Annotated in this window: 21 protein-coding genes; 20 read left to right on the top strand and 1 reads right to left on the bottom strand. The window is 71.7% G+C overall.

The genetic code is table 11. The annotated features are described in order from the left end of the window. Window positions 1–125 precede the first annotated feature (125 nt). Window positions 126–1,565 carry a hypothetical protein gene (locus ABZ880_RS48565; RefSeq protein WP_361277478.1) on the bottom strand — a complete coding sequence of 480 codons (1,440 nt, stop codon included), beginning with the start codon at window positions 1,563–1,565 and terminating at the stop codon, window positions 126–128. Between the two features lie 707 nt (window positions 1,566–2,272). Between ABZ880_RS48565 and ABZ880_RS48560 the strand changes: the two genes are divergently transcribed. From ABZ880_RS48560 to ABZ880_RS48465, 20 genes are all read left to right on the top strand, one after another. Continuing rightward, entirely contained in the window at window positions 2,273–3,202 is a 930-nt protein-coding gene (locus ABZ880_RS48560) for a conjugal transfer protein (protein ID WP_361277477.1), read from the top strand. Then, on the top strand, window positions 3,199–3,540 hold the full coding sequence (locus ABZ880_RS48555) for a hypothetical protein (protein ID WP_361277476.1): 342 nt from the start codon (window positions 3,199–3,201) through the stop codon (window positions 3,538–3,540). The genes ABZ880_RS48560 and ABZ880_RS48555 overlap by 4 nt, the downstream gene beginning before the upstream one ends. After that, window positions 3,537–4,118 (top strand): hypothetical protein, encoded by a 582-nt coding sequence (locus ABZ880_RS48550; RefSeq protein WP_361277475.1) that lies wholly within the window; start codon window positions 3,537–3,539, stop codon window positions 4,116–4,118. The genes ABZ880_RS48555 and ABZ880_RS48550 overlap by 4 nt, the downstream gene beginning before the upstream one ends. Then, the gene (locus ABZ880_RS48545; protein ID WP_361277474.1) at window positions 4,115–6,802 is read left to right on the top strand and encodes an ATP-binding protein; all 2,688 of its coding nucleotides are present in this window, start codon (window positions 4,115–4,117) and stop codon (window positions 6,800–6,802) included. The genes ABZ880_RS48550 and ABZ880_RS48545 overlap by 4 nt, the downstream gene beginning before the upstream one ends. After that, window positions 6,802–7,149 carry a hypothetical protein gene (locus ABZ880_RS48540; protein WP_361277473.1) on the top strand — a complete coding sequence of 116 codons (348 nt, stop codon included), beginning with the start codon at window positions 6,802–6,804 and terminating at the stop codon, window positions 7,147–7,149. The genes ABZ880_RS48545 and ABZ880_RS48540 overlap by 1 nt, the downstream gene beginning before the upstream one ends. Before the next feature lies 1 nt (window position 7,150). Further along, complete coding sequence (locus ABZ880_RS48535) at window positions 7,151–9,856, top strand: hypothetical protein (RefSeq protein WP_361277472.1); 2,706 nt, start codon at window positions 7,151–7,153, stop codon at window positions 9,854–9,856. Further along, window positions 9,853–11,004, top strand: a complete 1,152-nt coding sequence (locus ABZ880_RS48530; RefSeq protein ID WP_361277471.1) for a bifunctional lytic transglycosylase/C40 family peptidase — start codon at window positions 9,853–9,855, stop codon at window positions 11,002–11,004. Before ABZ880_RS48535 ends, ABZ880_RS48530 begins: the two co-directional genes overlap by 4 nt. Further along, complete coding sequence (locus ABZ880_RS48525; RefSeq protein ID WP_361277470.1) at window positions 11,001–11,648, top strand: hypothetical protein; 648 nt, start codon at window positions 11,001–11,003, stop codon at window positions 11,646–11,648. Before ABZ880_RS48530 ends, ABZ880_RS48525 begins: the two co-directional genes overlap by 4 nt. After that, a complete protein-coding gene (locus ABZ880_RS48520; protein ID WP_361277469.1) occupies window positions 11,624–14,251 on the top strand; it encodes an ATP/GTP-binding protein in 2,628 nt (875 codons plus the stop codon). Before ABZ880_RS48525 ends, ABZ880_RS48520 begins: the two co-directional genes overlap by 25 nt. Beyond that, a complete protein-coding gene (locus tag ABZ880_RS48515) occupies window positions 14,248–15,162 on the top strand; it encodes a replication-relaxation family protein (RefSeq protein ID WP_361277468.1) in 915 nt (304 codons plus the stop codon). Before ABZ880_RS48520 ends, ABZ880_RS48515 begins: the two co-directional genes overlap by 4 nt. Window positions 15,163–15,412: 250 nt before the next feature. Then, on the top strand, window positions 15,413–15,544 hold the full coding sequence (locus ABZ880_RS48510; protein ID WP_361277467.1) for a hypothetical protein: 132 nt from the start codon (window positions 15,413–15,415) through the stop codon (window positions 15,542–15,544). A 102-nt stretch (window positions 15,545–15,646) separates the two neighbouring features. Next, complete coding sequence (locus ABZ880_RS48505) at window positions 15,647–16,222, top strand: hypothetical protein (RefSeq protein ID WP_361277466.1); 576 nt, start codon at window positions 15,647–15,649, stop codon at window positions 16,220–16,222. Window positions 16,223–16,235: 13 nt separating this feature from the next. After that, window positions 16,236–16,844 (top strand): OmpA family protein, encoded by a 609-nt coding sequence (locus ABZ880_RS48500; protein ID WP_361277465.1) that lies wholly within the window; start codon window positions 16,236–16,238, stop codon window positions 16,842–16,844. Window positions 16,845–17,211: 367 nt separating this feature from the next. Further along, window positions 17,212–17,724, top strand: coding sequence for a hypothetical protein (locus tag ABZ880_RS48495; protein ID WP_361277464.1), 513 nt, complete (start codon window positions 17,212–17,214; stop codon window positions 17,722–17,724). Beyond that, window positions 17,670–18,566 carry an ATP/GTP-binding protein gene (locus ABZ880_RS48490; RefSeq protein ID WP_361277463.1) on the top strand — a complete coding sequence of 299 codons (897 nt, stop codon included), beginning with the start codon at window positions 17,670–17,672 and terminating at the stop codon, window positions 18,564–18,566. Before ABZ880_RS48495 ends, ABZ880_RS48490 begins: the two co-directional genes overlap by 55 nt. Before the next feature lie 22 nt (window positions 18,567–18,588). Beyond that, window positions 18,589–19,305: an SAF domain-containing protein gene (locus ABZ880_RS48485; protein WP_361277462.1), complete on the top strand. Its 717-nt coding sequence runs from the start codon at window positions 18,589–18,591 to the stop codon at window positions 19,303–19,305. Further along, window positions 19,305–20,132 (top strand): hypothetical protein, encoded by an 828-nt coding sequence (locus ABZ880_RS48480; protein ID WP_361277461.1) that lies wholly within the window; start codon window positions 19,305–19,307, stop codon window positions 20,130–20,132. The genes ABZ880_RS48485 and ABZ880_RS48480 overlap by 1 nt, the downstream gene beginning before the upstream one ends. Next, window positions 20,122–21,609: a CpaF/VirB11 family protein gene (locus ABZ880_RS48475; protein WP_361277460.1), complete on the top strand. Its 1,488-nt coding sequence runs from the start codon at window positions 20,122–20,124 to the stop codon at window positions 21,607–21,609. The genes ABZ880_RS48480 and ABZ880_RS48475 overlap by 11 nt, the downstream gene beginning before the upstream one ends. Next, window positions 21,606–22,559 carry a type II secretion system F family protein gene (locus ABZ880_RS48470; protein ID WP_361277459.1) on the top strand — a complete coding sequence of 318 codons (954 nt, stop codon included), beginning with the start codon at window positions 21,606–21,608 and terminating at the stop codon, window positions 22,557–22,559. Before ABZ880_RS48475 ends, ABZ880_RS48470 begins: the two co-directional genes overlap by 4 nt. After that, window positions 22,556–23,440, top strand: coding sequence for a type II secretion system F family protein (locus ABZ880_RS48465; RefSeq protein ID WP_361277458.1), 885 nt, complete (start codon window positions 22,556–22,558; stop codon window positions 23,438–23,440). Before ABZ880_RS48470 ends, ABZ880_RS48465 begins: the two co-directional genes overlap by 4 nt. Window positions 23,441–23,580: the final 140 nt, after the last annotated feature.

Genomic DNA, 23,580 nt, shown 5'->3' with positions numbered 1-23,580 from the left:
GTGGCCTGGGACGTGGCCGATTCGCAGGGCGCGCGCGTGTTCCGCCGCCCACCGGCCCGGGTCAGCCGCGAAAGGGGGTTGGCGCTGAGCGAAGCCGGATGGCGGTGGTGTGCGGCGGGTGGCGGTCACGGGCTGCTTCCTTCCGGTTGGGCGGTGAAGGCGGAGGCGCACGTGGTGCAGCGGCCGTCGCCGTCGGGGTGGGCGCGCCGGGGTGTGGGGCCGGGGCAGGTGCGGCAGAGCGGCCAGCCGAGGCAGGCCGGGCAGAGGTCCTCGCCGGGGGCGGTTCCGGGTACGCCGCAGCCGGCGCATTCGGTAAGGGCCCGGTAGGTCAGGGCCTCGCTCACCGTGCGGGTGGCGGCGGAGCCGGTCATCGGCTGCGTCGGCGGGTCGTCCCACACGGGTGCGTGGTGAGGGTCGGCCGCGAGGGTGGGCGGCGGGTAGGCCTGGGCGGCACGCAGCCGGGCCGCGATGATCGCGCCGACCGTAGTTCGTACCGGATGAGGCAAGGGCCGGGCGGCGATGACGTGCCGCAGCTGCTCGCGGCTCCAGCCGGATTCCAGCATCACGGTCACGACGCGGCCTTGGTCGGTCAGCGCCTGCCCCATCAGCAGCAACTCGGGGCGGGCCGCCCCGAGTTCGAGCAGCAGCCGGATCCCCGGGTGCATCTCATCCGCCGCGGGCGCGGCCGGCGGGGACGCCGGCGTGTCCGGCCGGTCCGTGCGTCCAGGTGCGCGCGGCGCGTGGCCGCGGCACGGACGGAGGGGTCTGGTGTTCTGCTGAGTGGTGTTCTTGTCGTTGGTGTTCTTAGTGGACCGATCAGCCAACGCAGGGTCATCCACTGGTGGAAAACCCGACTCTGGTTGTGACCTGCTATTTTGCCAAGCGGGCAGGTCGGTGATGAAGTACACGGCCGCGCCGAGGGTGCCGTCTGGGCCGCGCTCGCGTTCCCGGACCAGGAAGCCGTGCTTCTGAAGTTCCTTCAGGCCGCTCTTGACGGCTGAGTCACCGTCGCGGCCGCGGCGGGCGATGTCGGTGACGGTCATCCGCCAGCCGTCCCGGTGCGTGGAGAGCAGGCCGAACAGGCCCTTGGCCTTGAAGGACAACTGGGTGTCGCGGAAGAGCCCGTTGGCGATCTGGGTGAACTGATCGGCGGCCATCACGCCCCGGCGGATGCCCGCCGAGAGTCCGTCGACGTGCTCGGCCTCGGGGGCCGTGACCACCAGGCCGGCTTCGATCAGCGCCAGGTCCAAGGTGACCGGGCGGTCCGTGATGCAGTAGACGATCTCGCCGAGGGTGCCGTCCGGGCGGCGCAGGCGTTCACGGATCAGGTAGCCGTGCGCCTCGAGTTCCTGCAGGCCGGTGCGGACCGCTTCCCGTCCGTCCGGGCCCAGGCGGACGAGGTCGGTGACCGTCACCTGCCAGCCGTTCCGGTGCGTACTGACGTACCCGAAGATGCCCTTCGCTTTGAACGACAGATCCGAGTCACGAAACAGCGCGTTGGCGATCTGGGTGAACTGATCAGCCGCCATCACGCCCCGGCGGATCCCCGCCCCGAAGCGACTCACCGCCGCGCCCCCGACGCCTGCCGCACGCTGTGGCCACGGCGGCACACCGGGCCCGCCGAGGTGGGGCGGCCGGTAGTCCTGGGCGTGGAGGCGTGCGTGTGTTCCATGGCGTCAGCTCACCCGCCGACCCCGACCAGGCTGACGGCCACGAGCCCCGACCATCGGTCACGATCCGGCAACGCAGCCCTCTAGCTGCCGTGGTCGGGCTCATGGTCGGGCCGACCACGGCGCCTTCAACCGGGGCGCTCGGTGATGGCGCAGCCGACTGCGCAGCCCCGAACGGGCGTTGCGCAATCGGGCTGCGCAACCGGCCTGAGGATCCTGCGCAGTCCAGTGGTGCCGGGTCGGCTGCGCAGTCGCCCCGAGATTCCTGATCTTCACTTGCGCAGGTCCCTCTGACGCACTGCGCAGATGCCTGACGCGGCCCGGCCGGCTTGCGTCTGCGCATCGGTGTCCGGGCCCTGTGGCCCGGCGGCCGGTGATCGCACAACGGTCGCCGGTGAGGGGATTCAGCGCCGGACGCGATGGCCTGTCGTCGGCTCCCGGCTGACCCGTGGTCGGGGTCATGGTCGGGCCGACCATGACCCCGACCACGGACTTCGTGTCCCCATCGTGACCGTGGTCGGGGGTTCGTGGTCGGTGGTCGGGTCGGGGTCGACCGGTTTTCTCGAGGTCAGCAACATCCGTTCTGACCTGGGAGTTTGACCATGTCCCCTGGCACGCAGGCCTCACCGAGCGAGGCCGCTGCTGCGATGGCGGCCGGCGCCCGGCTGGAGGCGATGCGCCGCCGCGTGCGCCTCTCACGGATAGCGGTCTGGACCGTCATCGCGGCTGGCCCCATCTCCCTGTGCGTCGCCGTCGCCTCCACCCCGACCACGGTCGCGGCCCCCGCGACCAAGCCCACCGCCGTGCGCACCGCCACGGCCGCCACCAATCCGGGCGGCTATGCGCAGGTGTTCGTCAGCGCGTGGCTGCGCAGCGACGCGAACGACGAGACGAGTGCGCAGGCACGGCTTGCGCAGTCGATGGCGCCGGACGTCGCACTGCCCGACCCGGCTACCGATGCGCAATCGGCGCCTTGGTTGGTGACGGCGGTGCGCAGTGCGCTGCGCGGCACCGGCGCGTGGTCGGTGACGGTGGCTGCGCAATACGCAGGCGGACCGGTGCGCTACTACGCCGTGCCAGTGGCCTGCGACAGCACGGGCTCCTCGTTCACGGTGACCGGTGCGCCCGGCGTGGTGGCCGGCCCGGCCCGCGCCTCGGTGGCGAAGTCGTCGTACGCCGTGACCGTCCCGGACGGTGATCTGGCGTCCGCGGTCGGAGAGTTCCTCACCGCCTATCTGACGAGTGCCGGCGAAGTCGACCGCTACCTGGCGCCCGGCGTGAGGCTCACCGCCGTCGCCCCTGCCCCGTACACGGCGATCGCCGTCCAGCAGGTGTCGGCCATCGAGGAGGCGGCGGCCGCGGAGCAGGTGCCGGCGGACGGCACGACGGTGCGGGTGCTCGCTTCGGTGGAAGCCCGGGACGCGACCGGCCGGTGGCCGCTGGCGTACGAGCTCACCCTCACCGCCCGCTCTAGCCGGTGGGAAGTCGCCGCGCTCCAGTCCGGCACGGCCCAGGACGGGGGCGGGCGATGAACACCGTGTACAGCCTGATGCTCGCCGGGCAGCTGGACGACCTCGGCAACTCGTGGATCACCATGTTCAAGGAGTGGGCGACGAAGGGTCTGCAGGCCGGTCTCATCTGCCTGGTCGTCGTCATCATGATCCAGAAATTCTCCCTCAAGGCGGGGATCGGCGCCCTGCTGCTGATGGTGATCGCGCTGGGTCTGTACAACTCGCGCAACGACCTGGCGAACATGTTCACCGACGAGGTGAAGAACCCGTCCAAGGGCGCGCCCGCCGTCCCCGGCGTCGTCCGCTCTGAACTCCCGGCCTCGCGTGACCACTCGCCGGGCGTCGGGGGCCGGCGGTGAGCTCCGCCGCCGCGGCCCGGGTGGGCCGCTACTACACCGCCGCCCGCCGCCACCCCTGGGTGCTGGGCAAGGTCGCCGACTGGAAGATCCCCCTCGGCCCATACACGCCCGCGCAGATCGCGCTCGCCGTCATCGGCGGCTTCCTTCTGGTCAAGACGATCAGCTGGTGGTCGTGGATGGGGCCGGTCCCCATCGTCGGGTGGGGCCTGACCATCTGGATGGTGCGCAGGCCGAAGGTCCGGGGCCGTGCTCCGATGCAGGCCGCGTTGGGCTGGGTGCTGCTTCTCTGGCAGCCCCGCGGAGGGCGGATCGGCGGGCGGGCCGGCCGCGACCGCGCTCCCCGCCCGCTGCTCGGCGGCTTCACCATCGAGGACACTCCCGCGCCCCATTCCGCTGTGCACGCCGCACCCGCCCGTGCGGTTCAGCAGCGTCCAGCCCGGGCGCCGCACCCGAGCCCGGCCACAGGCTGCTCGTCTGCGCCCCGTCGCACAGAGCCGGTTGCTCCCGCGGTGGCCGCGGGGCCGGTGTCGGGTGTGCAGCACCTGCTCGCGCTCGCCCAGAGCGGGGGTGCGCGGTGAGGGTGCCGATCCGTCATATCGCCGGGCATCTGGTGTGGTCGACGCAGGGCAGCGTGTGGGCCCTCTACCGCCTGCACCCGGGCCCGGACGCCCAGGGGCGCCGCGAGGAGACCGTCCAGGGCACCTACGTGCCCGCCCCCGTCCGCGACGAACAACTCGCCAAGACCACACACTTGGTGCGCTCTCTTGCCGGGGCCCCGCGCCTGTACGGCATGTGCGCCCAGGTCGACCCGGGCGAGATCGCCCTCCAGATGATCGAGGGCATCGAGCCGGCCGAGCAGGCACCCGGTGCGGGCCAGCACCCGTGGGTGGAGAACGTCGAGGCCGCCCTGGATCTGCTGGACGACCAGGAGATGCACCACCGCACCCTGTGGCTGGCCGTGCCCCTGCAGACCGAAACAGGCGGCCTGCAGGTGTCTGCGTCCCTCGGTGCGGCGTGGGCCGAGGTCGCGCCGCTGCTGGGCATGCGGCCGGCGCCGGTGGCCCGGCGCGAGGTGAGCGCGTATCGCGAGCAGGCCTCCCGAGTGGAGGCTGCGCTCGCCGGCGGCATCTCCTTCCGGCCCGCCCGCCCGGCGGAGATCGTGTGGATGATCCAGCACGCCCTGCACCGCGGCCTGGCCGAGCCGCTGCTCGCCGAAGCCGAAACCAGCGAGATGTACGGCGGGCAGATCCGTGACGGGGTGCTGCACTCCCCCAGCTACGCCGACCTCGGCCAGGTGCGCCTGCAGGAAGGCGGCGTCGACCCCGACCTCGACGACATCGATGAGCTCAAGAGCGCGGGCCGGATCACCCGGTCGGGCCGCACCGCCTGGTGGCGGCTGAGCACCGGCTCGCCGCTGGGGCGGCGCTGGCTGCAGGTCGAGTCCGAGCACGGGGTGGGCTACCAGGCGCAGTTGGCGCTGGCCGAGTGCCCGCCCGCGGTCAGTCAGGACGCCGCCGACCTGTTCGCCCAGCTGGAGCTGCTCGACTTTCCCGTCGACTACGCCGTCGACCTCACCCTCGTGCCGGCGGAGAAGGCCCGCGAGCAGGTGCGGCGCAAGAAGAACGAACTCATCGACCAGGCCGACCAGTACGACGCCCGCCCCACCGGCATGCCCGCCTCCTTGACCGAGGCCGCCCGCGACCTGGGCGAGCTCGATGCCCGCCTCTCCCGAACCAGCGTGGAGGTCGAGGTGCAGTCGGTGACCGTGCTGACGGTGTGGGGGCCGACCGCCGCCGTCTGCGACGCCCGGGCCCGGGCCCTGGCCGCGCTGCTGGGCGGCGCCGACTACCGGGCGGTGCGGCCGGCCGGTCTGCAGGAGGCCCTGTTCACCCTGGGTCTGCCCGGCACCGTCCGGCCGGGTGTCGTGCGGGAGTTCACCCAGCACCAGATCAGCGAGGACTGGGCGCTGTCCGGGGCCTTCACGGCCGCGGAGGTCGGCGACCCGGGCGGCATGTTCCTCGGCATCGACCTGGACTGCGGTACCACCCGCCCCGTCATGATCAACGTGGCGGATGCGCCCAAGGTCGATGCCTCCGCCTCGATGGGCATCGTCGGGGATCTCGGCGCGGGCAAGAGCGTCCTGCAGAAGCTGATCGCGGAGGCGGTGTGGGCGCGCGGCGGCTGCGCGATCTGCATCGACCGCACCCCCGTACGCGAATGGGCAACCTTCGCGCGCACCGCGGCCAAGGGCCGCGTCCAGATCATCGACGCCGCCCAGGCCGAAGTCTCCATCGACCCGCTGCGCATGTTCGACGGGCCCGAGGGCCGCCACTACGCCCTGTCCTACCTCACCCTGCAGCTCGGCATCGGCCCGATGAGCACCAACGGCGAGGTCCTCCACCACGCCGTCGAGCAGGCCGCCCTCAGCGACGCCCCGTCCATGCACCGCGTCCTTGAGGTCCTCGAGGAGATGGCCACGCGCGAGGCGGGCAAACGGCAGGACGCGGCCGCCACCCTCGCCGGCCTCATCCGGGTCGTCGCCACCAACTCCCTCGCGGCGATGGTCTTCGACCCGACGCTGCCGCCGGTGCGGTTGGACGCCTCCAGCACCTCCGACATGATCGTGATCACCACCACGGGGCTGAAGCTGCCCCCGAAGGCCGCGTTCGCCAACCCCGAGATCCTGCACCAGCAGCCGCTGGAGGCGCTGATCGGCCGTGCGGTGCTCTACCTCATCGCCGCGATAGCCCGCCAGACCGCCTTCGAGGACCCCGAGCGGTTCACCGCCGTCGTCCTGGACGAGCTGTACTGGCTGACCTCGTCCGCCGAGGGCACCGCCCTGGTCCACGAGATCCTCCACGACGGCCGCAAGCACGGCGCCGGCCTGCTGGCGGGCTCACACGACGCCGCCGAACTCGGCCCCGACCGCGGCCTGATGGCCTACCGCGCCCTCGCCCGCACCGCCGATCGCGAACGCGCGCGTCGCGGACTGGAATTCGTCGGACTCGACCCAGGCGACGGCGAGCTGCTGCGGCTGGTGACCACCGGCCTGTCCCCCGTCGGCCAGAAGGGCCGGGAGGGCGAGTTCCTGCTGACCTGCCCGCGGCAGAACACCGGCCGCATCAAGGTCTCCATCCCCCGCATCGAACGCATCACCACCTCCGTCACCACCACGCCGGGACGCCGCACGAGCTCTGCCTCCGCCTCCGTGCCGGAGCCGCCCGCCGGTGCCGGGGAGACCCGTCCGAAGGAAACCGTCTGATGACCACCTTGTCGTGGGACCGCGCGCGGCGCGTCGCCGCCGCCGTGAGCGTCCTCACCGTGCTCGCCGTCGTCATCGCCGCGGTGGTGCTCGTCCTCGGGGCGGGCGTGCCTCGGGCGTGGTGGCCGCACACCGGGCAGGCCTTCGCCGCCGACGCCGCCCGCCGGGATCCCTGCGCCCTGATCGTGGACCCGGCCACGGCGTACTGCGAGCGCCGCCCCGCGGCCAAGACCTCCGCCGGCCACAAGGACGTCGGCGGCGGGGCGTGGCGGCTGGTGCCCGCCGGATCGGGCGTGGCAGCCCTGGTGGTGTGGCGGCTTCGGGCCGCTGGGCAAAGGCGGCACTGACGTGTTGCGTCCAGACTGCGCGACGCTGCGTTCGGCCGGCTTCGTGGTGCTGCTCACCGGCGTGTTCCTGCTGGTGAACACCCAGGTCGTGTACGCGGTCGACAGCGAGACCGGGGATCTGCTCGCCCCGCTGAACATCTACTCGTCCGAGGGTGTGCCGATCGACGGGTACGACCTGAACGCGTCGGGCGGCTCCATCGTCGCCTTCAAGACGCAGGCCCTGGCCTTCGCCCTGTCCGGGCTGTTCACCCTGATCCGGCTACTGGTCGGGCTGGCCGGCTGGGCGATCGAGGTGGCCTTCCGGTTCCCGCTGCTCAAGCTCCTCACTCACCCGGCGCAGAAGGTCGCCGACACCTACGACACGGTGGTCGTCGACACGCTCGGGATCAAGGGGCTCCTGCTGGCCTGGGCGTTCGTGTTCGCGGGGTTCATGATCGTGCGTGGTCGCGTCGGCCGCGGTCTGGGCGAAATCTTCCTCACGCTGCTCATCGGGGCGATCGCCGCCTCGGCTCTCATCCGCCCCGACACCCTGCTCGGCCCGGACGGGCCGCTGGGGCAGTCCCAGCAGGTGGCGGCCGAGGTCGCGCAGCAGAGCGTCAACTCCTATGACTGGGGCGGCAAGCTCGCCAGCTATGACCCGTGCGCCGGTATGGCCGGCAACGCCGAGATCACGTGTGAGCAGCGGGAGGGCGAAGGACCGGTCTCGGCAACGGAAGTGGCCCGCCCCCTTCAGGATTCGATCACCAACGCGCTGATCGTCAAGCCGTACATGCTGCTGGAGTACGGGCGCATCCTCGACCCCGCCAAGCCTGCCGACCGCAAGGCCTATGCCGTCCACCTGAAGTGGGTCATCGGCGGGTACAAGGCCGGGCCCGACGGCACGGACGCCAAGGACGATCCCTGCCGTCGAATCGCCGGACCGGGCCGGGCGTATTGCGAGCGGGGGAACGACGACAAGGGCACCGCGGGGGCACTGCCCGAGCTGACGCCGGGCGGCGAACTCCTGGACGCCTCCAATGCGATCGTCACCGACGAGGACCAGGAATTCGCCGCGTTCCTCGCGGACATGAAGAAGGCCGGACCGGTCGGCAAGTCGTGTGCCGCCTACGCCGAGAAGCCCACCTGGTGGCGGGTCGGCGGAGCCTTCCTGCTGCTGATCGCCGCCCTGTTCATCTGCGGCATGCTGCTGTCGTCAGCGATCGTCCTGCTCGGCACCCAGGGCATCTGCGCCGCCGCCGCAGCCGCGGGCGGCGTCACCTTCGTCGCGGGCATGCTGCCCGGCCCCGCCCGCCAGAGCGTGTGGAAGTGGCTGTCCCTGTGGGGGATCGCAGTCCTGGCCGTGGTCGGGATCTGCGCGTTCATCCCGTTCTTCGGGATCGCCATCGACGCCACCATCACCCGCGGGCCCGACCTGATGGTCGAGCGGATCCTCCTGATCGACGTCCTCGCCATCGCCGGTGCGGCCGGGCACCGCCGCCTGCTGACATCGATCGCCTCTTTCGGCCGGCGCATGGCGATGCGGATGCGCTACGCCAAGGTCGGCGGCACCCACCTGCCCGGCGACACCTCCGAACTCGGCGCCGCCCTCGCCATGAACTCCCCTGCCGCGATGGGCGGTTACGGCGGCGGGCTGCGGGCCTTCACGGGCGGGGGTGGCGGCCGGTTCGGGATGCTCGGCACCCGGCAGCGGCTGATGGGCGCACTCGCCTCGCTGTTCGACGGGGCGGGCATGCCGGTGGACACCGGCGGGCTCCTCGCCGATGCCACGGCCGAAGCGGGGCGCGGGCTCGCCCCGTTGACCGCGGCCGCGGCGGTGGGCTCCCTGGGCGCACGGCTCGGCGGGAAGGGCGCGCACTGGCTGCTGATCGGACGCCGTCCGGATCGGGAGCAGTTGGCCAAGTGGCGCAAGCCCACCGCCGACGGCGACCCCGGCGCCAGCGGGCCATCGGATGGCGGGGGCGGCGGCCCGGGCGGCACGGGGCCGCGTCGGCCCTCGGGCCCGCCCGACCGGTACCGCGACGAGGACGGGCAGGTCGTCGACCGCACCACCGGCCGCGTGCTGCACGACCAGAACAGCGACCGCACCCTGCTGTCGACCCGGGCCCACAACCGGCTGGTCCGCTTCCGCGGCTACCGCATCCTGCACCGCGGCGGGCGGGCCGCGTACGGGGCGACGATCGGGCTGCCGGCCAACGTCCGCCGCGCCCGGTCAGGGGGGTCGCGCTACTCGCAGGACGCCCGCCAGCAGGTGCGGGTGTGGGGCAACACCGTCCGCGAGGACGGCCGGGCCTGGGGCGACACGGGCCGTCACGTGGCCCGCGTCCTGCGGGACCACACCGACGACAGTGGCGGACCCGGCCCGTTCACAGGCCGCCGACTGCCGGCCGCAGGTACCCCGGCCGCCTCGCCCCGACCGACTGCGCCTGCGCGGCCCACCCGACCGGCTGCGCCTGCACGACCCGCTCCGCCGGCGGGGGGTCCCGCAGATCCGCCGCCGGCACCGCTCCCGCCGCGGCGCCCGCGCCCGCCTCGGCCCGATCTCGGCAGCCCTGCTCGTCCCGCAGGTGGGACCGTGCGCAACCCGCGGGAGGAGGCGCGGGAGCGGATGCGGGAGCTGCTGCGGCGGACCGAGGCCGACGCCGAGGGGCTCAACCGCCTGCGCCAGGTGCGGGAGCGGTGGCTGGACGAAGAGGGTGAGGACGAGTGAGGCCGCCGGCACGCCGCATCAGGCGGTGGGGATGTGTCGTCGCACTGCTGATGTTCGCCGCCGTGTGCTGCGCGGCGCCGGCCGGGAACGCGATCAGCGCGTACGTCGCGCTGAAGACCGGTGCGCAGGACGACGGCGGGATCGCCGAGGGCGGCAGTGCCGCGGACATCCCGCCGCGGATGCTGACCGCCTACAAGAAGGCCGTCCAGCAGGTCGGGAAGTACGTGCCCAAGTGCCAGGGCATGCGCTGGCCGATCCTCGCCGGGATCGCGAGGGTCGAGTCCGACCACGCGGTGGGCCGCAACATCGCTGACAACGGCGACATCCGCCCGCGCATCTACGGGGTGCTCCTCAACGGCTCCGGCGCCGGCGGCAACACCACCGCCTTCCCCGACACCGACAACGGAAAGTGGGACGGCACCGCGCAGGGAGAGCGTGCCGTCGGCCCCTTCCAGTTCCTGCCCTCCACCTGGGAGTCGATCGGCAAGGACGCAGGCGGCGACAAGACCGCCGATCCGCACAACGCCGACGACGCCGCGCTCGGCGCCGCCATCTACCTGTGCGCAGACGGCCGCGACCTGACCAAGCGGGACCAGCTCACGGCCGCGATCTGGCAGTACAACCACTCCAGCGCATACGTCGCCAACGTCCTGGGCTGGATAGACCAGTACACGGCGGCCGCCAAGGACCCGGACCTGAAGAACGTCTCGGGCAAGGCCCGCACCGCCATCGAGGCGGCGCTCTCCCAGCGAGGGGTGCCGTACTCCTGGGGCGGCGGCACCGCGAGCGGCAAGTCGTACGGATTCTGCTGCTCCCCCAGCGGCACGAGCGGCGCAAACATCAAGGGCTTCGACTGCTCCGGGCTGACCCAGTACGCGTACGCACAGGCCGGCATCACCCTGCCACGCGTCGCAGCCGCCCAGGCCGGGGCCGGCCAGCGCATCCCAGCAAGCCTCGGCACGAGCGCGCTCAAGCCCGGTGACCTCGTCTTCTACGCCACCGCTCCCGGACACGATTTGACGATCTATCACGTCGGGATCTACCTGGGCAGCGGACAGATGGTCAACGCCGCCCGCCCGGGCACCATCGTCCGGCTGGACGCCGTCAACGCGATGTCCGGCTACGCGGGGGGAGCCCGACTGCTGTGACCACCACCCCCCGCTCCCCACGCCTGCTGCTGCTCACCACCGTCCTGCTCGCTGTCGCCGGCCTCGCTCTGCTGGGCATGCCGCACGGCCAGGAGCCATCGGCCCCGGCACCGTCGCCGGCCACCCAGGCCACCACGGGCGGAGCGTCGGCCGCCGCCGAGCCTCCCGCCGGCAAGCCGACCGCACCGGCGGCTGCCACCGAGCCGTCGACCCCATCCACACCGTCCGCCGTCGAGTCTGCCCTGCCCCTGCACGGCGAGGGCGCGGCCGGCGACCAGGTGGTCCAGCGGAACTTGGCGGCAGCCTGGCCCGCCGATCTCCCCGCAGCCGACGAGCGGGTCCTGCTCGCCGCGGGCCGTGCGCTGCTGCGCGCGGACGCCACCGGAGTCGGCCGAACGCAGTGGCCCACCATCTTCGGCGACTCGGGCCAGACGGTGGCCCCGGCCTTCGCCACCGCTCGCTTTCGCATCCAGGCCGCGATCGCCCGCCGCGACCACAGCCCCCACACGGCGGTGGTCCATCTGGTGTGGGCCGGCACCGACCGCGGCGGAACCTTCACCGATCTGCGCATCACCGACTGGCACTTCACCCGCACCACCACCACGAAGGGGGCGTCCACGTGGACACCGCAACCCCGTACCTGACCGGCCAGGCTGCCGCGTCGGCATCCAGCCGGGTGCTCGGCCTGGTTACGGCCCTCGTGCACACCGCCGGCTGGATGCTCACCTACTGGTGGGTGGTGGCCCTGGCCGCCGTCGCCTGCTGGGCCGGCACCGAGGCGCTCGTGCGCCAGCTGGCGCGGAAGGCCTCCGCCGAGCGGATGGCCCTGGAGCTCGTCCCCTCACAGCACTTCGACCCGGGCCTGGAGGAGATCTTCCGCCGGGGTGTCCAGCTGGCCCGGGCCTCGACGAGCATGCCATGGTGGGCGCCGCGCCGATCGAAGGCGGTGCAGATCAGGCTGCGCGCCGACGGCTCCAGCCCGCTGCGCTACCGCGTCGAAGGCCCCGCCGGCGGCGAACGTCTGCTGTCCATCACGCCGTTCGGGCCGGCCGTCACCGTGAAACGGGCCCGCCCTCTGATCGACCAGGCCCGCGCGCACGTGGTGCGGGCGGAGTTCCTCCTGCGCGGCAAGCCGACCGCGCCCCTGCGTGAGGTCCCGCTGAACCCGGACCCGTTGCAGCCGCTGATCGACGCCGTCTCGGACCTGCGTGCCGAGCTGGGGGATCTCGCCGAGATACGGCTCGACCTCCAGCGCGCCGCCAAGTGGTCGCTGCGCGCCCGCCGGCTGCAGCTGATGGCGGGCGCACGCCGCGCGGAGCGGCGCGAAGCCCAGCGGGCCGCCCGGTGGATGCGGCAGGACGCAGGCGGTATCGAGGACTCACTGACCTGGCAGCTGCACCAACTGGTCACGGGCCAACAGGGCGCAGGCGGGCGCCGGCTGGTCATGCCGCCCATCCCGCGCCGAGTGGACCCGGAAGAGGCGCTGGGCAAGCTGGCCGAGGACGACCACCTGGTGCGCGTGCAGCTGCTGGTGATGTGCGCGTCGAACACCGAGGGCCGCGCCGAGGCAAGGCTCGCTCAACTCCAGGCCGCGCTCGATGTGTTCGGCGGCGGCTCCCGGTGGGCGATGCGCGGGGTGCGGGTGGGCCCGTGGCGATTCGGGGCGGACCGCTGGCCCTCCCGGCGCGGCTTCGAGCGGCGCTGGGATCTGGGACACTGCCAGCCGCCCCGGGCGAACTGGGTCCAATTGAACGAGCTGGTGGGGCTGCTCAAGCCGCCCACGGCGCACTGCCGCCTGCCGCTGCTCGCCGACGATCTGCCGACGTTCGAGTTCAACAATCCGACGTTGCTGCTGCAGGGCATCTACCGCGGCCCGGACGGCCGCAGGCGCCTGGTCGCCACCTACGCCACGGAGACGCTGTTCGAGGTCGGGGTGGGCAAGGCGGGCGGCGGCAAGACCGAACGGGCTTTGGCCCAGGCGATCGGCTGGGCGCATGCCGGTGGCGGGCTGATGTTCGTCGACCCGCACCGCGACTCCTGGCCGCGCGCCGTGCCCTTCCTCGCCCACGACCACCTCATGCCGCGCATCGCGTTGATCGACCTCAACGCCGGCGGATCTGCCCCGCGGGTCAGTTGCTGGAACCCGATCGGCATGCACCAGGGCCAGATCGGCCACGAGGTCGTCGAGGCGAGTGCCGACGCGTATGCGTCCGTGCTCGGCTGGGACGACACCACCGCGCCCCGCGCCCTGACCCTCCTCACCGCCTGCCTGGCCGTGCTGGTGGCCGTCAACGAGGCCGCCTGCCAGGCCGGCCGGCCCCACGACCAGACCACCGTCTTTCACCTGCACCCCCTGCTCACCGACCCGGACTTCCGCACGACGGCGCTCAAAGCGGTCGACGGGCGCCTGGATACCCAGACCCACTCGTGGTGGCAGACGGTGTTCCCCACGCTGCCCACCGACGCGTACGCCGTCGTCCTCAACCCGATCGCCCGGCTGGCCGCCAACCCCGTCACCCGGGCCTTCCTCGGGCAGCCGGCCGGCGTCTACAACATCCGGGCCGCAATGGACTCCCGGATGATCGTGTGGGTGTGCCCGGGCGGCAACGGGCCCACCGACCGGCTGATCACCGCCCTGCTCGCTAGGGACCTGCTGCGCGCGGTGCGCTCACGCAGGGACACCCCGCACGGCCGGCGGGTGCCGTTCCGCGCCTACTTCGACGAGCTGATCACCCTCACCGGCGCGGCCCCGGAGACGATCGCCGCGATGTTCGAGGACTTCCGCAAATACCGCGTGCACGTCCACGGCATGACCCAGCTACTGGCCCGCCTGCCCCTCCCGGTGCGGCTGTCGCTGATGCAGAACGCCTCCACCCTGGCCTCCACCGCGGGCTCCCGGTCCGCCATCGCCCCCATCACCGCGGAATGGGGCGACCGGCCCAGCCCGGACGTGGTCGCCGCGCTGGACCGCTTCGAGCACTACATGTCGCTGACCGTCAAGGGGCGTCGCGTCGGCCCCGTGCAGATCACCGGCCCGCACCTGGACGACGTCTTCGCCGACCACGCCCGCCCACACCGCGCCAAGGCACTGGAGCACGCCGCCCGGACCACGGCCCGCGCCGCCCCCCTGCAGACGCTCACCGACCGGGCCGAGATCCAGCTCACCCACGTCAGCGACTTCCTCGCCCAGCACACCCCCACCGCCCAGCCCACCGTCCGCCTGCACAAGAAGGGGACACACCAGTGATCACCGCCTTCCCCACCATGCCGCCCAGCCGCACGCCCAGCCCCACCGAGCCACTGCCGCATCAGCTCCTGGCCGCACTCGGCCAGCACCGGATGGCAACCACCCACCAGCTCCACCAGCTGCTGCGGCCCCACGCGGCGCGACAGACCATCTCCGCGCCGCTGAACAAGCTGCGCCGCCACGGCCTGATCGACTACACCGTGCTGCCGCAGTCCAACCGGTCCCGCGCCTGGTACCTCACCACCGCGGGCGCCCGGCTGACGAAGGACTTCCCCGCCCTGCGGGGACGCCCCGCGTACCCGATCAACTCGGCCACGGCTGCCTCACTCAAGACGCCGCACACCCTGACCGTGGTCCGCACCCACCTCGCATTCGTCACCGACGCCCGCCGCCGCGGCGACGAACACGGCCCCCTGGACTGGACCCCGGAGGTCGCCCACCCGCTCAGCGACGGCGAACGGATCATCACCGACGCAGTCATGCACTACACCCTCAACGAGGACGACGAGCGCACCCAACTGCGGGCATTCATCGAGGTCGACCGGGCCACCATGAGCAGCGAACGGCTCGCCTGCAAACTGATCGACTACGCCCGGCTGTGGTCCTACCAACCACAGCCCGTCGGCCGGCCCCGCTCACGGCAGCCCGCCCCACCCGGCCCAGTGTGGCTGCGCTGGTACCCGGTGTTCCCGCGAGTGTTGTTCGTACTGACCGGGGCCTCCCGCTACGTCCTGGACAACCGGATCAGCGACCTGCAGGCCATGGCGGCGGAGCATCCCCTCGTGAGCACGCTGGCCCGCCAGGTCCCCACAGGCGCGGCCGTCCTGGACGACCTCGAAGACCACGGACCCACCGGTGACGTCTGGGTGCCCCTCGCCGGCGGCGGTCTGCGGCCCTGGACCAAGCTGTGACGCCCCGTTGGGCGGGGGCCGAATGTCTCAGCCTTGCAACCACTCGAGAAGCCGCTTGAAATTTGCTTACGCGAACAGATAATTTACTAGCGCACAGTGAGCGTCAGCCCCAACCTTCCCTTGTCTCTCACGTATTTAGGGAGTTCCGCAGGTGGAACGAGCAGCTGGAGCAATTCGCAGCAACGAAGAATGCGCTCAGCGCGTGTGGCCCCAGCGGACGCGAGCCATCTCGAACATCGGGAGCGCATGCGTGGTCCAGGGGACCGGGGACTTCGACCTCGACGACCTGAACCTGGTACGCCGCCAGTTCCCCCACCAACGCGTGACGCTCGACGGTGACGTGATCACCGTGTGGCCGCCGACCTCCGCTCCGGACGGCTGAAGCCTCACCTTCCCCGAAAGCCGTCGCACGGCCCCACCCCCGCGACGCCCGCACCACGCAACGCCCTCACCTTCCGCCCACTCAACCGAAGGACCCAGATCCATGTGCACTCCCACTCGCACAAGCCTCGGCAGGAGCCTTGCCGCACTGACCGCCACGGCAGGCCTGGCTCTGGGAATCGCCGGCTGTTCCCAAGACAGCCAGCAACCAGACCTCACCCAGGCAGCAGCCGCACACACAAGCGGCTCCGCCCCGCGTGCACAACAGGACCAGCCGAGCACGCCCCTGGCTGAACTGCAGGGCCAGAACGGCCTCACGCTGACAATCACATCGGCCGAGCGGGAAGCGGCCGGCTATCTCACCGTCCACGGCAACCTGATAAACGACGCATCCGAAACGACCGTCGTTCCCGCCGAGTTACGCGGCAACGAGCTCGACATTCTCAGGACCGGCCCGTCGCTGGCCGGGGCAACCCTCGTTGACTTCACCCACAGCAAACGCTACTACGTGCTGCGCGACACCACCGGACACCCCCTCACCACCACCGGCCTGTCCACCCTCAAGGCCGGTGAAAACGTCCGCGTCTTCATGCAGTTCCCGGCCCCGCCGGCGAGCACCACCACGGTCGGCTTCCAACTGCCCCTGTTCGACACCGCGAACATCAAGATCGCGAAGTGAGGTGACCAGCCGCATGCATCCGTTCGGATCCCCGCTCACGGTGTCGCTGCTCACCCTGACCACCCTGGCAGCAACGCTGGGCGCCGCCGCAAGCAGTGTTCCACGGGCGGCCACCCACCCGGACCGCAGCAGCCCCGATCTCGCGCTGCGCACCGGCGAGACCCTGGCCCCGTCCAAGATTCTCGATCTCCGCTCGGACCCCGTCGACATCAGCCGGACGGTGGAGGACCAGGACCGTGCCCAACGTCGCACGGACACGGCCAGGGACGTGACGTACGAGCTGCAGGCCGGTGTGCTGTTCACCAAGGACAGTGCACGGCTGAGCGACTCGGCCCGGTCCCGCATCGCCGCGATCGCCCGGTCAATCGAGCAGCACCCGGCGACACGAGTGCGCATCTCGGGCTTCACCGACAACCTCGGCTCCGCCGCCCACGGCAAGGTGCTCTCCGAACAGCGCGCCCGCGCCGTGCAGACCGTCCTGGCCGGTGAACTCCGAGCCACCGCGGTCACTTTCGAGACGCACGGATTCGGGGAACGGCAGCCGATCGCCTCCAACGCCACAGAGGCCGGCCGCCAGATGAACCGGCGGGTGGAGATCTCGTTCCCGCGAACAGCCAGGTGAAACGCGGCACGCAAAGCAAGGCCGCCTCAATTCGTTGCATGCGAAACAAGCAAAGCCGCCCGCCACACACCCGCATCGGGTTTCAAGAGTGACCGAAAACGCCCCGAGATATGAAAGTGAACTCAGATATAGAAGTGGGAAGTTGACGGCATGTCCGTAGCCTCGCGGCCACGCAAACACATCATCGCAGCTCGACCACGCAACGTACCGGATCACAGCATTGGCCGATGCCCAGGACTGCAGTCGATGCGCCAGAACGTCCGCACGGGGAGACAACGTGACAGCTACACAACGACGCTCATCCGGGCCCAGGCCCGCTACTGTTCGCACCCGAAAGCATGCAACCGCCCTGCTTCTCGCTGGGAGTTTGGTGATACTGGCCGGCTGTAGCGACAGCGGAACGGACGCGTCACCGTCGAAGCCCAGCCATAGTCAACCGACCAGCCCGTCGTCCCCCACCTCCCCCGACGAGGCCGAGGACGCCGCTGTCATCGCGGCGTACACCAGTTCCTGGGACGCGCAGACCCTGGCCTACAGCAAGGCCTCCTCGGCGGGCACCGACTTGAAGAAGAACACCACCTTCAAGGCGCTGGCCGACATCGAGAAGGATCTGGCGGTCATGCGGAAGGCCGGGCAGGTGACGACCGGAAAGCCAGCGATCAGTCCGAAGGTCGTCAAGGTGACCGCCGCCAAGATCCCCACGGCCACGGTCACGGACTGCGTCGACACGACGCACTGGATCCTGACCGACAAGGCCTCGAAGAAGCCGGTCCCGCTGCCCACGACGCGGCTCATCAAATACGTCAGCACCGCAACTCTTGAAAAGTGGGGGCCGAAGTGGATGGTCACGAAGTTGACCGCTCAAGAGCAATCCTGCTGACCGGGCGTCTCGCCGTACTCACCGGCGCGCTCGTCCTGGCCTCGGCCGGCATCGCGCACGCTGGCGACGATCCCGACGTCGGTGCCGGCAAGTGCCAGGTCATCAAGTTCTGTGTCGACGTGGGTGTCGGAGACGAATCCGGCGGCAGCGGCGGGCAGGCGGGTGGCTCGCAGGGCGGCGACGGCAGCGACAGCAAGATGAAGTGCACCTACACCAAGGCCGATCCGAAGCCTCCGGCCAGCCATCCGGCCTGGAAGGGCAAGGACCCCAAGAAGAACGACCTGTATTTGATGGAGTGTTCGGACGGCGGTCAGGACAACCCGGCCAGCTTCGTCGTCGTGCCGACGGGTCAGAATCCTGCGCCGCAGGTCGATCCTGCGGAGTTGGCCCAGCGCGCGGTGGATTCCATGACGCTGCTTGGTCCGGACATCGCCAGCCCGCGCGCGGCCGGGAAGTACACAGTGGGCGTCCCGATGTGGATGTGGGTGAACCAGAGCGCCACGACGTACGGACCGAACGCCGCGACGGCCGCGGCGGGCGGGGTCACCGTCACCGCGACCGCGAAGGTGTCGAAGATCGTGTGGTCGATGGGCGACGGCGCCTCCGTGACGTGCAACGGCCCCGGCACGCCCTATGCATCGTCCAAGGGCATGGCCGAATCGCCGACCTGCGGACACGTGTACGCCAAGACCTCGGCCCAAGCCCAGAGCGGCAAGTTCCCCGTGACCGCGACCTCGACGTGGACGATCAACTGGCAGGGCGGCGGACAGGCCGGCCAGCTCACCGAGGTCCGGCAGACCAACGTGCAGGTGGCGATAGGCGAAGTCCAGGTCGTCAGGTAACGCCGCCGGAAGGACAACAACGGTGAGCAAGACCCAAGAACGTGTAGACACAACCCCGAACAGCGTCCCCCAGCAGGGACGCACCGCGGGACCGGTGGCGCCGCCCCGGGTGTCGGCGCGCCGGCGACGACCAGGTGTCATCGCCCTGTCGCTGGCGCTGATCGCCGCCGGAGGCGCGGGAGTTGCGGTCCTGCTGCTCCAGGTCGGCCACCGCACGGACGTGGTGACCGTGGTCCGCGACGTCCAGGTCGGCCAGGTCCTCGCCGAGGACGACCTGGGCAAGGCGTCCGTCGCCCTGGACCCGGCCGTCAAGGCGGTGCGCGCCGATGGCCTGAAGTCGGTGGTGGGCAAGCGGGCCGCCGTCGAGCTCAAGCCCGGCTCCCTGCTCGCCCCCTCGCAGGTGACGAAGGACAACCTGGTGAAAGCTGGTGAGCAGCTGGTGCCGATCGGCTTGGAGCCCAAGCAGATCCCGGCCACCGCTTTGGTGCCAGGCCAGCGGGTAGAGCTGGTGCACGTGCCGGCCCAGGGCACCGCGGATACGGACACGAGCACGGGCAAGACATCCGACACCGCACCGCAGACCATCGACGGCCGGGTCGTGAAGGCGTCCGGCGCCGCCCCCGGCACGGGGATCGTGGTCGTCGACGTGGCCACCTCCGCATCCGACGGCGCCACGGCCGCCGCGTGGGAGGCGGCCGGCACCCTGCGCCTGGTCCTGTCTGCTCCGGACGGCAGCTGATGGCGGTGATCGCGCTCGCCGGGTGCAGCGGCGCGCCCGGCGTGACCACGAGCGCTCTGGCCCTGCTGTTGTCGTGGCCGCTGGAGGCGGGCCGGCGGATGATCCTGGCCGAGTGCGACCCGGACGGCGGGGCCGTGCTGCACGGACTGCTGCAGGGCACCCTCGGCGACCGGTACGGGCTGCGCAATCTCTCGGTCGCCGCCCGCAAGGGGGAGTTCAGCGACGCCTTCTGGCGGCAGCTGATCGACCTGAGCAGCGAGAACGGCAAGCAGCAGTCGCCGCGCGACCGGCTGCTGCTGCCCGGCATCACCGACCCCGGGCAGGCGGCGAGCCTCGGCTCGGTGTGGAAGGTCCTGGCGCAGATGTTCCGCGGCATCGAGGCCGAGGCCGGCCACGACGTCCTGATCGACCTCGGCCGCCGCGGGGCGTACGGGCCGTCCGGGGTGCTGGCCGAGCGGGCCGACGCCACCTTCGTGGTGGTCCGCAACACGCTGCGCTGCCTGCAGGCGGCCGAGGGCCGGGTGCGCGCCCTGGAAGAGCGCGTCGGCGACGTCAGCGTGCTGCTGATCGAGGAGGGCCCGTATCCCGCGGGCGAGGTGCAGCGCGTGCTGCAGGTGCCGGTGATCGCCACCCTGCCGTACGCCCGGGACGACGCCCGCGTGCTGTCCGACGGCGCCGAGCAGCCCCGCCGGTTTACCAGGTCGCCGCTGATGAAGGCCGCCCGCACGAGCAGCACTCTCCTTCTGCAGCGGGCCGCCCTGCGTCGGGCCCGTCTCGATCCGCGCGTCGCGCGTAGGGCAGGCGGGGAGGTGACCCATGCACGCTAGGCCCCTGCACCCCGACCCCACCGTGGCCCCGCTGCCCCAGGAGTGGACGCGGCACGCCAACGGCGCACCGGCGGCGGCCGGTGCCGCCTCGAGTACCCAAGTGCTCGGCACGGCGGCTCCGCAGGTCACCGTCGACTACCGGGTGGCCCGGGACATCGCCTCCCAGGTCGCCAAGCAGCGCGAAGAACTGCTCAAGACCAAACCCGACATGGACCGGGCCAGCGAGGAGCAGCGCTGCCTGAACTGGATCACCGAGGCCGTCGCCCTGTGGTCGGACGCCCAGGCCATGACCCCGCGGGAAGACGAGGCGCTGCGGCGCGCCGTGTACGACCTGCTGTTTCGGGCCGGCCGGCTGCAGCCGTACCTGGACGACGAGCGGGTCGAGGACATCATCATCCAGGGCGCGGGCGAGGTGTGGCTGGACTACGGCGACGGCGAACGCCGCCGGGTCGGGCCGATCGCGGAGTCCGAAGAGGAACTGCTGGAGCTGCTGCGGGAGTTGGCCCGGGGATCCGGGCACAGCGAGCGCACCATCTCCACCGCGAACCCCACCCTCGCCCTGTCTTTGCCGGACGGCTCGCGCCTGCAGGCCATCACCGGGCTCGGGCCGATGACGTATGCGGTCATCCGCCGCCACCGGGTCTCCCACGCCGATCTCGACGACCTGGTGCGGCTGGGCACCATCGACCCGATCCTGCGCGAGTTCCTCGGCGCGTGCGTGCGCGCCGAGAAGAACATCATGATCGCGGGGAAGCAGAAGGCCGGGAAGACCACGCTGATGCGGGCGATGCTCAAGGAGTTCGACCCGGAGTGTCGCTTCGCGACCATCCAGACCGAGGACGAGCTGTTCGCCCACCAAAACGGCTACCACCGCCAGGTCGTGTCCCTCGTCGGGCGTGAGTCCAACGGGGAGAAGGACGTCACCGGGCGCGGCGCGGGCGAGGTCACGTTGCTGGACCTGATGCATCCGGCGCTGCGGATGTCGCTGGAGCGGATCGTGGTCGGCGAGGTCCGCGGCCCCGAAGTCGTCGCGATGATGCAGGCGTTGACGAACGGCTCGGGCGGCAACCTGTGCACGATCCACGCCCGGCGGCCGGACATCATCTTCGACCGGATCGCCGAGCTGTACGCGCTCGCCCAGGAGAACCTGTCCGAGCAGCTCGCCTACCGGCAGACCGCCAACGGCCTGGACTTCGTCGTGTACGTCGACATGACGGACGAGACGCAGATCGGCGGCCGCCGCCACCGCTACGTCTCCCACGTGCTGGAGCTGACCGGGATCGGCGAGCACGGCCGGCCCGCCACCAACGAGGTGTTCTCGCCCGGCCGCGAGTGGGGCGACCTGCGGGCGGTCCCGAGGATGGACCCGGGCTGCATCGACGACCTGCGCCGCGTCGGCTTCGACTCCGGCCTGCTGCAGGAGTCGTACGGGGCCTGGGCGGCGCCGCTGCCTTTGAAGGTGGGGGCGGGCCGATGACGCTGCTGCTGGGGCTGCTGTGCGGCATGGCCGTGATCGGCGGGCTGATCGGTGTCGTGGCGGGTCTCGTGGGGACCACGGCGCCGCGCCGGGCTCCGCTGCTCAAGCGCTGGCAGGCGGGCCTGCATGGTGGGAAGAAGCAGAGCGAGGACGTCCGACTGCGGCGGCGGACCCTCATGGTCGCGGCCGTCGTCGTCTTCGTGGCGGTGTGGCTGGTCTCGGGGAACTTCGTCGGCGGGGCGCTGCTGGGCGCGGCCGTCATCGGCGTGCCCTGGCTGATCACCCCGGCGCGGATGGCGCAGGAACGTATCGGCCAGCTGGAGGGCCTGAGCGAGTGGACGCAGCGGCTGGCCGGGCTGCTGCGGCTGGGCATGGGCCTGGAGCAGGCGATGATCACCAGCCGTCGGGGGGCACCGGACGAACTCGCCGGGCAGATCATCAACCTGTCCGACCGGCTGCGCCTGGGCTGGCGGCCGGACGGGGCACTGCGCGCGTTCGCCGAGGAACTCGACGACGTCACCGCGGACAAGGTGATCGCCGCACTCATCCTGTCGGCGGGCGACCGCGGCCCGGGCCTGGCGCAGGCACTGGAGGACCTGGCGGGCACCGTCCGCGAGGAGGTCGCCAAGAAGCGCGCCATCGAGGCGGACCGCGCGAAACCCCGCACGACCGTGCGGTGGATGACGATCATCACCGTGGGTGTGGTGGTGGCCGGATTCTTCGTGCCGTCCTACACCACGCCCTACTCCACACTGCTGGGACAACTCGTGCTCGCCTTCCTGACGGCCGGGTTCGTCGGCGTGCTCGCCCTGATGCGACAGCTGGGCACCTTCCGCCGCCTCCCGCGCTTCCTCATTCCCGACCCGACCAGCACCGTCCGGCTGCCCGCCCCCGCGCCGGAACCGGACGCGCCGGCCGCCGCCCGGGAGCCGGAAGGAGCCATCCGGTGAACCTGCTCCCCGTCGTGGCGACCGGCGGCACGGTCGGCGCCGGCGTCGCCTTGCTGATTAGGGAACTCCTTAAGCCCCAGCCCGCGTTGGGGCCCGCCCTGAAGCGCAGTGCCCCGGCCTCCTTGCCCCTGCCCGGGCCGGAACCGGACCGCGAGGAGGTCTGGGGCCGGTGGCTGCTGGCCCGCCTCGAGCGCCTGCCGGGCGTGAAGGTCCCGGCCACGAACCTGGCCCTGCTCGGCCAGGGGCCGGGCCAGTTCATGCTGAAGAAGACCGCGCTCGCCGCGCTGGGGCTGCTGTGCCCGGTGACCGCCACGATTCCCTGGATCATCGCCGGGGTGGGCCTGCCGTTCTACGTGCCCGCCGGCCTCGGACTCCTCCTCGCCGGCCTGCTGTTCATCACCCCGGATCTCGCGGTGCGGGATGCGGCCCAGCGGGCCCGGGAGGAGTTCGCGCACGCCCTGTCCGCCTACCTCGACCTGGTCGCCCTCAAGCGGGCCGCGGACGCCGGGCCCGCCGAGGCCCTGGAGAAGGCCGCCGCCATCGGCGCGGGCTGGCCGTTCCTGTACCTGCAGGGCGCCCTGCGCCGAGCCCGCCTGGAGAAGATCCCCCCGTACCAGGCGCTCACGGAACTCGCCCACCAATACGAGCTGCCCGTCCTCACCGACGTCGCCGACATCATGCGCGGCTCGGCCACCGACGGCGCCGCCGTCTACAAGGCCCTACGGGCCCGCACCGCCGCGCTGAATGCCGAACTCCTGGCCGACCAGGCCGCCGAGGCGAACGCGGCCAGCGAAAAGATGACCGCGCCCGGAGCCCTGCTCGCGGTGCTGGTCATGTTGTTGATGGCCTTCCCCGCGGTGATCCGCATGCTGACCGTTTGAGACCACCCCGACTCGTTCAACGCTCCAGAGAGGCAAGGAACATGACGCACACCGCAGCCCGCACCCGCCGTGCGGTGCTCCGCGCGAGCTCGCACCCCCACACCGGCCGGCACCCCACCTCCCGCAGGCCGGGGCGAAGC

The organism is Streptomyces sp. NPDC047043, assembly GCF_040644055.1.
Taxonomy (GTDB): domain Bacteria; phylum Actinomycetota; class Actinomycetes; order Streptomycetales; family Streptomycetaceae; genus Streptomyces.
This window is presented reverse-complemented; position numbering and strand designations above follow the sequence as displayed.

Coding starts and splice junctions, on each gene's coding strand:
- ABZ880_RS48500 (WP_361277465.1), top strand. CDS start 16,236: ATGCATCCGTTCGGATCCCCGCTCACGGTGTCGCTGCTCACCCTGACC.
- ABZ880_RS48505 (WP_361277466.1), top strand. CDS start 15,647: ATGTGCACTCCCACTCGCACAAGCCTCGGCAGGAGCCTTGCCGCACTG.
- ABZ880_RS48480 (WP_361277461.1), top strand. CDS start 19,305: ATGGCGGTGATCGCGCTCGCCGGGTGCAGCGGCGCGCCCGGCGTGACC.
- ABZ880_RS48560 (WP_361277477.1), top strand. CDS start 2,273: ATGTCCCCTGGCACGCAGGCCTCACCGAGCGAGGCCGCTGCTGCGATG.
- ABZ880_RS48555 (WP_361277476.1), top strand. CDS start 3,199: ATGAACACCGTGTACAGCCTGATGCTCGCCGGGCAGCTGGACGACCTC.
- ABZ880_RS48540 (WP_361277473.1), top strand. CDS start 6,802: ATGACCACCTTGTCGTGGGACCGCGCGCGGCGCGTCGCCGCCGCCGTG.
- ABZ880_RS48470 (WP_361277459.1), top strand. CDS start 21,606: ATGACGCTGCTGCTGGGGCTGCTGTGCGGCATGGCCGTGATCGGCGGG.
- ABZ880_RS48475 (WP_361277460.1), top strand. CDS start 20,122: ATGCACGCTAGGCCCCTGCACCCCGACCCCACCGTGGCCCCGCTGCCC.